The following is an 11,871-nucleotide window of genomic DNA, read 5'->3' as shown; positions in this document are numbered from 1 at the left end:
GTGGACGTGATCCGCGACATGAACACCCAGATCGCCACGGCGGCGGAGGAGCAGCACCAGGTGGCCGAGGACATCAACCGGCACATCAGCCAGATCCATGGCGATGCGCAGTTGGTGGCGGAACTGGCGAACTCGGCGCGCATGGACTCGCAGAGCCTGGCGGGGCTGTCCAACGAGCTGGACAGCCTGGTCAAGCGCTTCCGGACCTGATCTGGACACCGATCATTCCCACGCTGCGCGTGGGAATGCCTCTCTGGACGCTCGGCGTCCGCTTTTGTGACGCAGAGCGTCACGGGCTGCGTTCCCACGCAAAGCGTGGGAACGATCAGAGGGGTCCTCAAGATTCGCTTCAGTGACGAAACAACTCTCCCGGCGTATAGCCGAACAACCCCTTGAAGGCCGCGATGTAGGCCGAGGTCGAATCGTAGCCGCAGGACAGTGCCGCCCGCGTCACGCTATCCCCCTCCTCCAGTGCACTGAGCGACGACAGCAGCCGCATGCGCTGGCGCCAGCCGCGAAAGCTCAGCCCGGTCTCGCGCTGGAACAGGCGCATCAGGGTTTTCTCCGACATGCCCAGGCGCTGTGCCCACTGCCCCAGGCTCGCGCCCTGCTCCGGGCTTTCGATCAACTCATTGCACAACCCGAGCAAGCGCGGATGACGCGGCAGCGGCAGGGAAAAACCCACTTCCGGCAGGCTCGCCAACTGGTCCAGCAACACCTCTACCAGGCGTGATTCGGCGCTGCCGTCCTGGGGATAGTCCACCGGCAACAGGCAGAAACTCTTGATCAGTTCCCGCGCCAGCGGGGTCACCTCCAGCACCCGGCAACGCTGCGCCGCCCACCGACAGTCTTCCTGGCGGACATACAGGCTGCGCATTTCCGCCTGCATCGACGTCACCACCTCATGCTCCAGCCCGGCCGGAATCCATACCCCCCACTGCGGGGGGGCGAAGAAGCTGCCCTCGGCGGTATGCACTCCCAGCACGCCACTGATGGCATAGGAAAACTGCACCCAGTCATGACGGTGTCGTGAAGTCCACGAGCCAGCATTGAGACTCTCCGCCCGCGCATACAGCGGGCGCGGCAGGACCGACAGCGCAGGGATCTGCCTCTCGGGTCCGCGTTGTCCGTTGTTCGACATGATTCCACCTTTCAGCGCTTGAGGGCTGGCGGATGCGACCTTAGGCCAGAGCCAGACATAAGACAATGCTCCGGCGTCCAACCCGGGGCAGACCACCAGGCTCCAACGCTACCCCACCTTTGTAGGAGCCAGCTTGCTGGCGATCGCGATCCGTCAGTCGACATCTCTACCGGCTGACACGCCGCGACCGCCAGCAAGCCGGCTCCTGCAGGGTGCATAGCATGCCTGCGAGCCGGGGACATGGAATGCCTGCAAGTGGCGTGTCAACGCTCGATAATCGCCGTCACGCCCTGACCACCGGCCGCACAGATGGAAATCAACCCGCGCCCTTGCCCCGCCCGGTCGAGCAGTTTCGCCAGGTTGGCAACGATCCGCCCACCGGTCGCCGCAAACGGATGTCCCGCCGCCAGGGAACTGCCCTTGACGTTGAGCCGGCCGCGGTCGATCGAGCCCAGCGGCGTATCGAGCCCCAGACGGGTCTTGCAGTACTCGGGATCCTCCCAGGCCTTCAGGGTACACAGCACCTGGGCCGCAAAAGCTTCATGGATCTCGTAGTAGTCGAAATCCTGCAATGTCAGGCCATTGCGTGCCAGCAATCGCGGCACCGCATGGACCGGCGCCATCAGCAGCCCTTCCGCACCCTTGACGAAATCCACCGCCGCCGCCTCGCCATCGCGCAGGTAGGCCAACACCGGCAGCCCACGCTCGCGGGCCCAGTCCTCGCTGCCCAGCAGCACCAGCGAAGCGCCGTCCGTCAGCGGTGTCGAGTTGCCCGCCGTCAGCGTCCCCCTGGCGCTGCGCTCGAACACCGGCTTCAGCGCCGCGAGCTTTTCCAGGCTGAGGTCGGGGCGCAGATTGTTGTCACGGGTCAGGCCGAGAAACGGCGTGAGCAGGTCGTCATGCCAGCCTTCGGCGTAGGCGGCGACCAGCTTGCGATGGCTGTCCAGGGCCAACCGGTCCTGTTCGTCACGCGGGATGTTCCAGGCCTGGGCCATCAGCTCGCAGTGCTGCCCCATGGACAACCCGGTGCGCGGCTCGCCATTGCGCGGCAGTTCCGGCTTCAGGTGGCCGGGACGCAGTTGCAGCAGGGCCCTGAGCTTCTCGCCGAGGCTCTTGCCTCGATTGATTTGCAACAAAATCTGTCGAAGGCCCTCACTGACCCCGATCGGCGCATCGGAAGTCGTATCGACGCCACCAGCGATGCCGCACTCGATCTGCCCCAGGGCAATCTTGTTCGCCACCAGCAACGCCGCCTCCAGCCCGGTGCCGCAGGCCTGCTGGATATCGTAGGCCGGCGTCTGCGGCGACAGCCGCGAGCCCAGCACGCATTCGCGGGTCAGGTTGAAGTCCCGCGAATGCTTGAGCACCGCCCCTGCCGCCACTTCCCCCAGGCGCAGGCCGTGCAGGTTGAAACGCTCGATCAGGCCCTCCAGCGCCGCCGTCAGCATCGCCTGGTTGCTCGCACTGGCATAGGCACCGTTGGAGCGGGCAAACGGGACGCGGTTGCCCCCGATGATGGCAACACGGCGCAACGTATTCATAAAAAACTCCCTATTATTCGAATGACACTGCCGCTAAAAGAGTAGGACCTTTCTTAGAAAACGAACCACCGCCAGGCCGTTGCGGTCCACCTTTGAACCCCTGTCGCCGGAGAGCGTTCCATGTCTGACCGTTACATCGACTTCGCCAACTCGACGATCGGCCAACGCCTGGTCGGCGCGCTTGGCCTGCCGGCACCGACGCGTCTGGAGCGCTGGCAAGCCGGGCGTCTGCGTCCGGTCGAGGGCGCCCTGCTGCTGGGCGGCGGCCCCTTGGCAACGCAGGTCGGCGGATTCGCCCAGCGGCTGACCGATGCGGTCTACAGCTATGGCAGCGAAGTGCCCGGCTGCAGCACGTGGATCCCCGGCCATGGGCCCAGACTCAAGGCACTGGTGTTCGACGCCGGCGCAATCGAACAAGTCGACCAGCTCAAGCAACTGCGCGAGTTCTTCCAGCCGCTGTTGAAGAACCTGGAATCGAGCCCTCATGTGGTGATGCTCGGGCGCGCCCCGCAGAACCTGCGCGATCCGTTTGCCGCCAGCGCGCAACGGGCCCTGGAAGGCTTCAGTCGTTCGCTGGCCAAGGAACTGCGCAACGGCGGCACCCTGCAGTTGCTGTATGTCGATGACGATGCCCAGGACCAACTGGAAGGTGCCCTGCGCTTTTTCCTGTCACCCAAAAGTGCCTACATCAGCGGCCAGGTACTGCACCTGAGCGCCTGCGGCCGCCGCGTCCCGGACTGGAGCCGCCCGCTGGCCGGCCGCAAGGCGCTGGTCACCGGCGCGGCGCGGGGCATCGGCGCAGCCATTGCCGAAACCCTGGCCCGCGACGGCAGCGAAGTCATCCTGCTCGACGTCCCCCAGGCCGGGACCGACCTCGATGCCCTCGCCGCCCGCCTCGGTGCGCGCAGTATCGCCCTCGATATCTGCGCCGAAGACGCCGCCACGCAACTGGTGGAACAGTTACCGGACGGCCTCGACATCCTCGTTCACAATGCCGGCATCACCCGCGACAAGACCCTGGCGAACATGACCCCGGAATTCTGGGATGCGGTACTGGCGGTCAACCTCAACGCCCCCCAGGTGCTGACCAAGGCCCTGCTCGACAGCGGCACCCTGCACGACCATGGCCGGGTGATCCTGCTGGCGTCCATCAGCGGTATCGCCGGCAACCGCGGCCAGACCAACTACGCCGCGAGCAAGGCCGGGCTGATCGGCCTGGCCCAGGCCTGGGCCCCACTGCTGCGCGAGCGCGGCATCAGCATCAACGCGGTGGCGCCGGGTTTCATCGAAACGCAGATGACCGCGCACATCCCCTTCGCCCTGCGCGAAGCCGGGCGACGCATGAGTTCCCTGGGCCAGGGCGGCCTGCCCCAGGATGTCGCCGAAGCCGTGGCCTGGCTGGCCCAACCGGGCTCCGGCGCGGTCAGCGGCCAGGCCCTGCGGGTCTGTGGACAAAGCTTACTGGGGGCCTGAGCATGCTCGTCAATTGGCAATACCTGACCACTGCGCCCGGGCTGCCCGGCCTGTATGTCCGGGCAGCCCGCCGCCGCAAGATCACCGGCACGCAACTGCCGAGCGAAGGCCTGCGCTGCTGGGTCACCGTCGACACCAAGCGCCTGGCCGCCTACCGGCGGATCTGCGGGTTCGCCGACACCGGTCTGATGCCGGCGACCTATCCCCATGTGCTGGCCTTTCCCCTGCAACTGCAGTTGCTGACCGCGAAAAACTTTCCCTTTCCGCTGCTGGGCCTGGTTCACCTGAGCAACCGGGTCCGCATCCTGCGCCCACTCGGCGGCGTCACCAGCCTGCGGGTCGGCGTCCAGGTGCAGAACCTGCGGCCCCATGCCAAGGGCGCGACCTTTGACCTGGTGACCCAGATCGACGATGCCCTGGGCCCGCTATGGGAAGCCGAGAGCCGCATGCTCTGTCGCGGCGTCGAATTGCCGGGGGAACCGACAGGGGCCCGAAACTCCGAGTCGGCGCCCCTGCTTGAACTGACGCGCTGGCCGTGCCCGGGCGATATCGGCCGCCAGTACGCCAAGGTCTCCGGCGACTACAACCCGATCCACCTGAGCGCCCTCAGCGCCCGGCTGTTCGGCTTCCCCAGGGCCATCGCCCATGGCCTGTGGAACAAGGCCCGTACCCTGGCGGCCCTGGGCAACCACCTGCCGGCGGCGAATATCGAGATCGACGTGACGTTCAGGAAACCGGTGCACCTGCCCAATGAGCTGGTACTTTACGCCAGCGTTCCGGGCTCCAGCGGCGACCTGCGACTGCTCGGTGTCGGGGATCTGGAACACATGGTCGGTCATTGGCAGCCGATCGCCTGAGGCAAACTGACAATTGGCTGAGGCCGATGAATATTTCATCGGCCTGGAACGTTCTCTTCATAGTATGGCCCTTGCTTCCCGTTCTCATCCGCCGGAAGCTAGTCGCCTGGAAGGAGAACACCACGCATGAACCTCGACGAGCTGACCCAACGCCTGCACGGCATCCGCGATCGCAACGACTGGAAACAATTCCACAGCCCAAAGAACCTGGCGATGGCCGCCAGTGTCGAGATGGCCGAACTGGTGGAGATTTTCCAGTGGCTGACCGAGGATCAGTCACGCCAGTTGCCGCCGGAGAAACTGGCCCATGCCGGGCAGGAAGTCGGTGACATCATTCTCTATCTCCTGTTGCTGTGCAGTGAGCTGGGGCTGGACATGAACGAAGTGGTCCGCGCCAAGCTGGCCGACAGCGAACGGCGGTTCGCCCGATGAGCGACCGCCATTTCGATCAGCTGGCCACCCGCTTCGCCGAGAAGATCTACGGCGGTGCCAAAGGCGCAATCCGCCTCGCAGTGCTGCAGGCCGACCTCGCCGAGACCCTGCCGGACCGGCCGCTGCGGGTGCTGGATATCGGCGCCGGGCTGGGCCACATGTCGCTGTGGCTGGCCCAGCGCGGTCACCACGTCACCCTCGCCGAGCCCGCCGAACCGATGCTCGAAGGCGCCCGCCAGCGTTTCGCCGAAGCCGGTCAGCCGGCGATCTTCATCCAGGCGCCGTGGCAGGATTTGCTCGGCCAGCTCACCGAACCCTACGACCTGGTGCTGTGCCATGCGGTGCTGGAATGGCTGGCCGAGCCCCACGCGATCCTGCCGGTGCTGCACCAGTTGACACGGCCCGGCGGCTGGTTGTCGCTGGCCTTCTACAACCGCGATGCGCTGATCTACCGCAACCTGCTCAAGGGCCATTTCCGCAAGATGCGCAAGAACGACATGGCCGGAGAGAAACAGAGCCTGACCCCACAACAACCGCTTGATCCACGTGAGCTGGCGGCGCAACTTGAAGGCCTGTGGAACGTCGACAGCCAAAGCGGCGTACGGGTGTTCCACGACTACATGCCGGTCGAGTTCCAGAACCGTGCCGAACTGGTCGACCTGCTGGAGATGGAGCTGGCCCATCGTCGTCATCCCAGCTTTGCCGGGCTGGGGCGCTACCTGCACTGGATCTGCCGTCCGGTGTGATACGGAGGATGCAATGAATCGCCGTTTCCTGCTGTCCATGTTGTGCCTCGGGCTGGCGGCCTGTTCGAGTCCGAACCCGTACACCGCCAGTTCGATGCCGATCCCGCCGGCGCCCCCCCAGGCGGCCGGGACCGTGGACCTGAGCGCCTACCCGGCGCCGGCCCGCGACTATGCCCGTTATCGGACCTGGGCCTGGCTCAACGATCGCCTGCCCGCCGGTACGACCTGGGCCGACTCCGCACAGTTGGCCGAGATGGTCGGCAACGCCCTCGACGAACAGGGCCTGCGCCCCCGGCGTGACGGAGCGCCGGCGGACCTGCGGGTGAGCGCCGACGTGCATATGGAAAAACGCCTGCGCCAGGTCCAGGAGGACTATGGCTATGCCGGGGCTTATGGCGGAGGGCCGTATGGCAACCGCTACGGCATGTACAACAGCGTGCCGATCGTGCGCACCTATGAAGTCCAGGTGCTGGTGGCGCGTGTCAGCCTGTTCGACGCGGCGACCGGCCAGCCGGTCTGGAGCGCCAGCGCCGAAACCGCCAACCAGGGCAATCAGCTCGAACGCACGGATGCGCTGCGCGAAGCGCTGCACAAGGCCCTGGCTGCCTATCCACCCAGCTAACCCACTTGCCGGCTACCGGAGAAAATCATGTTCCGCCGTCTCGCTTTAGTGGCTTTCGCCGTGCTGCTCAGCGCCTGCGAAACCACCCAGGTCAACCACGACTTCGATGCCAGCCGCGATTTCGCCGGCTACCGCAGTTGGAGCTGGAAAGAACCCGCGCTGCAATATCGACCGGACGATCCGCGGATCAAGAGCGATCTGACCGAGCAACGCATCCGCCAGGCCGTGGCCGACCAGTTGGACCAGCGCGGCCTGCGCCTGGCGCCGGCAGGTGGCAAGGCCGATGTGAAGGTGCAGGCCTACCTGATCGTCGACAACCGCCAGCAACAGGTCAGCACCCACTACGGCGGCGCCTGGGGCGGCCCATGGCGTGGCGGCGGTCTGTGGGCCGGCCCCGGCTATACCGAGGTGCGTGACATCGACTACCAGGTCGCGACAATCCAGGTCGACCTGTTCGACGGCAAGGACGGCAAGCTGGTCTGGCGCGGCAGTGCCGAACAGGTGGTCGACAACACCCCCACGCCTGCCGAACGCAGTGCCGCCATCAACCGGACCGTGGCCCAGGTGATGGCGGACTATCCGCCCCGATAATCTCTGCCGGGTATGGACGCCCGTGGCGAGCGGGCTTGCCCGCGCTGGGGTGCGCAGCAGCCCTGAAACCTGCCTCGCCCATTCAGCTGACACACCGCAATTGCCGACTCCAGGGCTGCCTCGCAGCCCAGCGCGGGCAAGCCCGCTCGCCACGACAAGCTGGGCGTTGTAGCGAGCAGCCCCTTTGTAGAAAGTAGATTTTTGTAGAAAGTGGATCTTTGTAGCGAATGTTTTTTGTGGCGAGCGGGCTTGCCCGCGCTCGACTGCAAGGCAGTCGCAAAACCTCCCCCGCCAAACACCTGGCGCACACCACCCCCAGCCTTGACTACACTGGCATTCGACACAGGAAAGTAAGCGCTCGGCCACGCGCCGGCAAAGGAGTGCTCGATGTCTTTCCCCCGCCGTGCGCTGGTATCTTGCGCCCCCTCAAGGCAACGCGGCGCCATCGGCCTGATGGCCGCGCTGACCCTCGGCCTCGCGCTGCTGAGCATGGTGGTGGTGGTCGACAGCGGGCGACTGTACCTGGCGAAACGGAGCCTGCAGCGGGTGGCCGATACGGCGGCGCTGGAAGCTGTCACCCGTGGTGGGAACTGCCAGGCCGGCTTGAGTGCCGCCACTTATGCGACCCAGAGTGCAAACAGAAATTCCTTTGTGGTCGGCTCCGGAAATACGCTGGCAACCGCCTGCGGCACGCTAGTTACCGGGGCCAACAATCTGCGCACCTTCACCGTCGACGCCAGTAAGTCCGACGCCATTCGCGTTATTGCCAAGCGTTCGATAACCACCAGCATCGCTGCCGGAATCGGCGCATTGTTCTCCGGTGGGCCAACGAACCTGAATACTCAACTGACGGCTACAGCCGTTGCCGCAACGCCCCTACCCTACCTAGCACAGTTGAACATTCGCAGTACCTTGCTCAGCGTCGACACGACAAGATCCAACACATTGAACCAACTTTTTTCCGGACTGCTGGGGGGAAGTGTCAATATCAGTACGGCTGGCTGGGATGGTCTGGTCAAGACCGATATAAATCTGCTCAGCTACATGAACCAACTAGCCCTCTCATTGGGGGTAACGGCTGGTGACTACAACGCATTGCTCAATACCCAGGCCAGTCTGACAACATTCATAAAAGCAGCTGCCGACGTTTTGAACATCAACGGAGGGACTGCCAGTGTCACGACCGCGCTCGGCAATCTTCAATTGGCCGCGACAGGAGCAAATCCGATAAAACTGGGTGATCTGTTAAAACTCCAAACAGGTACCCTGTCTAACGGTTTGAATGCTGACGTTCAGCTTTTCCAACTGATCCAGGCATTCATACAACTGGCGAACAAGAATGGTGCAGCAGCAGCAACACTGCCCGTGAACGTACTCGGCATAGCGGGGGTCACGACTACAGTGGGGGTCATCCAGCCTCCGCAGCTTTCTGCGATAGGCGATCCAAGACTGGCGAAACTGAACCCTACCGGAGCAAACCAGATCTATGTTCAAACAGGCCAGATCAGGGCATTGATATCTATTAACCTGTCTCTGATAAATACAGTCCTGCAGTTGGTCAATACAACACTGAGCGGCGTCGTCACTGCGATCAATACACTCCTGGCTCCTGGGTGCCTACTCGGAGGAACCTGCACGCAGACCGACCTGAAACTACTGAGCAATCTGGATCGTCTGGATGTCGGCCTTGAGATAGGGATAGGCGCCAGCCGTCTTACTGACTACAACTGCCCAGTAAATGGGACTGGGAGCAAAAGCCTTTCCGCTAACACAACCACCGCTGCCGGCGCATTGAAAATAGGCCGCATAGACAAGACCATCTGGTTTTCCGGATCTTCAGCTGAAAGTGTGACTCCCCTAACGCTGGTGGACATTGGTAGCAAGGTCTGCCAAGGAAGTAATTGTGGGGTTCGTACTCCATTCGCAGGAGGTGGAAGCGAGTTGATTGTCAACATTCCACTGGACCAGACAACGATTCAGAACATGCTCTTCACCAACCCACCCAACGTGAACAGTGGGCAGACGTTGATTCAGTCAGTACCCAGGCCAACTGCTCAAGGAGTCCTAACCAATTCGCTGAATAACCCAACCCTGATTATCCACTCTCCCACCCTCAGCGGTGGCCTGCTCGGAACATTGCTGAACACACTTCTAACCACACTTTCCCAGACCCTGACCACCCTGATGACGGCTATTACAGGTTTGCTCAGCAGTCTGATCACTCCCTTGATAAACAACCTACTGCTCAATCTGGGCATCGACATCAACAATGTCAGCGTCGGCGCCAACCTCACCTGCGGCCAGACCGGCAAGGCCTACCTAGTGATCTAGCACCAACGGCAACTCGACGCAGAATCGCGCACCGTCGTCGCCGTTGCGCACGCTCATCCGTCCGCCCATGTTCTCGACGATGCCGTAGCTCACCGACAATCCCAGGCCGGTACCGATGCCCACCGGCTTGGTGGTGAAGAACGGCTCGAAGATCCGCTCCAGCAGACGTGGGTCGATGCCACCGCCATTGTCCTCGACGATCAGCCGCACCGACCGCTCGTCATGCTCGACGGTGACCGAGATCCAGGGCTCGAAATCGCGGTTTTTCTCGCGTTTGCTCAGCAGCGCATCGCGCGCGTTGACCATCAGGTTGATCAGCACCTGTTCCAACTGGTCGACGAAGCCACGTACCTGGACCTCGAACTCGATCGGTGGCACGCGCAACTGCACCCCCTTGCCCTTCATGCCTTCGCTGAGCAGCGACAAGGTGCCCTCCACCGCCTGGGCCGGGTTGAACGGCGCGGCCTCGATCTCCGAACGACGGCCGAACACCCGCATGTGATCGACCACCCGCGCCGCCCGCTGAACCTGGGCATCGATGCGGTTGAGCTTGTCCTGCAGGTAGTCGATCTGCACATCACCATTACTCAAGCGCTTGAGCACGTTGACGATGGCCATGCGCATGACGTTCAGCGGCTGGTTGATCTCGTGGGCCAGACCGGTGGCCATCTCGCCGAGAGTGGCCATTTTCGCGCTCTGGGTCAGTTGCTGCTGGGAACGGCGCACCTCCGTGTTGTCGCGGCCCACGGCCTGGATTTCCCGCAGGCGCCCCTGGGCATCGAACAGGCCACGATCCGACCAGACCCACCAGGCATGCTCACGCCCGGGCAGTCGCAGGCTGATCTCGGCCGTGCTGACCGGCAGCTCGGGCGTCAGTTGCTCCAGGCGCCGGACAAACGCCGCATGCTGCTCCGGCGACATCCAGTTGCCCAGGTTCATTCCCGGCAACTGGTCGGGGGCATGTTCCAGGTACTTCGCCAGCGGCTGGTTGCCGAAAATCAGGGTCAGGTCCGGCCGATAGCGGCAGATCATCGCCGGCGAATCCTCCACCAGCACCCGATAGCGTTCCTCGCTTTTTTCAATGCGTTCGGCAGCCAGGGTCGCCTCGGTGACATCCATCCACAGCCCCACGGCCTCCACCGGCAGCCCCAGGTCGTCGCGCAGCAGCCGGGCCTCGTCGAGCAGCCAGTGGTAATCTCCGCGCTGGTCCTGGAGCCGGTAACGGCAACTGACATGGCCTTCGCGCAACAGTTGGCGGGTGCGCTCGAAATAGCGCTCCCGGTCCTCGGGGTGGATCCACCGCGCCAGCCCATCCCGCGTGCAATCGGCCAGGGTCCGCCCCAGCAGCGGCAGCAGGCTGTCGCTGAAGAACACGGGTATCAGTGCGCCCTCGACGTAGCGCTGGACGTAGATCACCGCCGGTGAGCTGGCGATCAGGTTGTCCAGTCGCGCATGGGCGGCGGCGGCGGCCTGCTCCTGGTTCTTGACGTCGCTGATGTCGAGCATCAAACCGACGATCCGTTGCGTCTCGCCACTGCCCAGTGCCTGGCCCTGGAGCCGATACCAGCGGGGATTGTCCGCGCTATCGTCCTGGTACAGGCGCACGCACAGCAGCATCGACCGGCCCTGGCGCAGGTCATTCAGGCAACTGCCCAGTTCCTCGCGGTCGGCGGGATGAATCACCGCCAGCCAGTCTTCCATCGACAGCAGCGACGTCGACGCCCCCAGCCCCAGCGTCTGGGCCAGAGGGACGGCCAGTTGCAGTTCGTCCCTGGCCGGTGACCATTCCCACCAACCCGTACCCAGCAGTTCCTGAAGGATCTCCAGGCGTTCCTGCTGCTGCAGGTGCAACTGCTGGCGGCGCCGGCCCAGCAATGGCGCGGCCAGGGCTGCCGCCAGTTGCAGCCAGTCCTGGTCGCTGAGCTGCGGTGCGCGTTGCCGCACCGGATAGAACCCGCACAGCAACCAGGCGGCCACCCCATGCTCGTCGTGAAAAGGCACCAGCAGGCCATCGGCATTGCCCATCACGCCCAGCAGGCGCGGGTACTCGCTGAGGCCGTCACGCACGTCCAGGCGCAGTGGCGCGGTACCGTTGAGGCTGTCCAGCCCGGTGCCCAGGGCCTGGCCGTCGTGCCAG

The 11,871-nt window shown here is 64.0% G+C and carries 10 protein-coding genes and 1 pseudogene; 8 read left to right on the top strand and 3 right to left on the bottom strand.

The window, feature by feature from the left end; genetic code table 11:
• Window positions 1–210, top strand: a pseudogene (locus tag K675_RS0112235) (methyl-accepting chemotaxis protein); the annotation flags it as partial.
• A 139-nt stretch (window positions 211–349) separates the two neighbouring features.
• On the opposite strand, the gene K675_RS0112230 reads toward K675_RS0112235, so the two are convergent.
• On the bottom strand, window positions 350–1,141 hold the full coding sequence (locus K675_RS0112230) for an AraC family transcriptional regulator (RefSeq protein ID WP_017903808.1): 792 nt from the start codon (window positions 1,139–1,141) through the stop codon (window positions 350–352).
• Between the two features lie 263 nt (window positions 1,142–1,404).
• On the bottom strand, window positions 1,405–2,682 hold the full coding sequence (locus tag K675_RS0112225; protein WP_017903807.1) for an acetyl-CoA C-acetyltransferase: 1,278 nt from the start codon (window positions 2,680–2,682) through the stop codon (window positions 1,405–1,407).
• A 120-nt stretch (window positions 2,683–2,802) separates the two neighbouring features.
• Between K675_RS0112225 and K675_RS0112220 the strand changes: the two genes are divergently transcribed.
• The 7 genes from K675_RS0112220 (at window position 2,803) to K675_RS0112190 (ending at window position 9,734) form a co-directional block, all read left to right on the top strand.
• On the top strand, window positions 2,803–4,155 hold the full coding sequence (locus K675_RS0112220) for a 3-oxoacyl-ACP reductase (protein WP_017903806.1): 1,353 nt from the start codon (window positions 2,803–2,805) through the stop codon (window positions 4,153–4,155).
• A 2-nt stretch (window positions 4,156–4,157) separates the two neighbouring features.
• Window positions 4,158–5,012: a MaoC family dehydratase gene (locus K675_RS0112215; protein ID WP_017903805.1), complete on the top strand. Its 855-nt coding sequence runs from the start codon at window positions 4,158–4,160 to the stop codon at window positions 5,010–5,012.
• Between the two features lie 126 nt (window positions 5,013–5,138).
• Window positions 5,139–5,444 (top strand): MazG-like family protein, encoded by a 306-nt coding sequence (locus K675_RS0112210; protein ID WP_017903804.1) that lies wholly within the window; start codon window positions 5,139–5,141, stop codon window positions 5,442–5,444.
• Window positions 5,441–6,190, top strand: a complete 750-nt coding sequence (locus tag K675_RS0112205; RefSeq protein WP_017903803.1) for a methyltransferase domain-containing protein — start codon at window positions 5,441–5,443, stop codon at window positions 6,188–6,190. Before K675_RS0112210 ends, K675_RS0112205 begins: the two co-directional genes overlap by 4 nt.
• A gap of 13 nt (window positions 6,191–6,203) precedes the next feature.
• Window positions 6,204–6,812, top strand: coding sequence for a DUF4136 domain-containing protein (locus tag K675_RS0112200; protein ID WP_017903802.1), 609 nt, complete (start codon window positions 6,204–6,206; stop codon window positions 6,810–6,812).
• Between the two features lie 27 nt (window positions 6,813–6,839).
• On the top strand, window positions 6,840–7,403 hold the full coding sequence (locus tag K675_RS0112195; protein ID WP_017903801.1) for a DUF4136 domain-containing protein: 564 nt from the start codon (window positions 6,840–6,842) through the stop codon (window positions 7,401–7,403).
• A 387-nt stretch (window positions 7,404–7,790) separates the two neighbouring features.
• Window positions 7,791–9,734 carry a pilus assembly protein TadG-related protein gene (locus tag K675_RS0112190; protein ID WP_017903800.1) on the top strand — a complete coding sequence of 648 codons (1,944 nt, stop codon included), beginning with the start codon at window positions 7,791–7,793 and terminating at the stop codon, window positions 9,732–9,734.
• Here K675_RS0112190 and K675_RS0112185 read toward each other — a convergent pair.
• A partial coding sequence (locus K675_RS0112185; RefSeq protein ID WP_017903799.1) for a PAS domain-containing sensor histidine kinase occupies window positions 9,723–11,871 on the bottom strand: 2,149 nt, incomplete at its 5' end. The two genes, K675_RS0112190 and K675_RS0112185, sit on opposite strands and share 12 nt — an antisense overlap.

Source organism: Pseudomonas fuscovaginae SE-1 (assembly GCF_000364705.1).
Lineage (GTDB): Bacteria > Pseudomonadota > Gammaproteobacteria > Pseudomonadales > Pseudomonadaceae > Aquipseudomonas > Aquipseudomonas fuscovaginae_A.
Note: the sequence above shows the minus strand (reverse complement) of the source record. Positions and strands in the feature narration are given on the sequence as shown.

Excerpts from the sequence above, each read along its gene's own strand:
- K675_RS0112210 (WP_017903804.1), top strand. The coding sequence starts at position 5,139 with ATGAACCTCGACGAGCTGACCCAACGCCTGCACGGCATCCGCGATCGC.
- K675_RS0112225 (WP_017903807.1), bottom strand. The coding sequence starts at position 2,682 with ATGAATACGTTGCGCCGTGTTGCCATCATCGGGGGCAACCGCGTCCCG.
- K675_RS0112205 (WP_017903803.1), top strand. The coding sequence starts at position 5,441 with ATGAGCGACCGCCATTTCGATCAGCTGGCCACCCGCTTCGCCGAGAAG.
- K675_RS0112195 (WP_017903801.1), top strand. The coding sequence starts at position 6,840 with ATGTTCCGCCGTCTCGCTTTAGTGGCTTTCGCCGTGCTGCTCAGCGCC.
- K675_RS0112215 (WP_017903805.1), top strand. The coding sequence starts at position 4,158 with ATGCTCGTCAATTGGCAATACCTGACCACTGCGCCCGGGCTGCCCGGC.
- K675_RS0112190 (WP_017903800.1), top strand. The coding sequence starts at position 7,791 with ATGTCTTTCCCCCGCCGTGCGCTGGTATCTTGCGCCCCCTCAAGGCAA.
- K675_RS0112220 (WP_017903806.1), top strand. The coding sequence starts at position 2,803 with ATGTCTGACCGTTACATCGACTTCGCCAACTCGACGATCGGCCAACGC.
- K675_RS0112200 (WP_017903802.1), top strand. The coding sequence starts at position 6,204 with ATGAATCGCCGTTTCCTGCTGTCCATGTTGTGCCTCGGGCTGGCGGCC.
- K675_RS0112230 (WP_017903808.1), bottom strand. The coding sequence starts at position 1,141 with ATGTCGAACAACGGACAACGCGGACCCGAGAGGCAGATCCCTGCGCTG.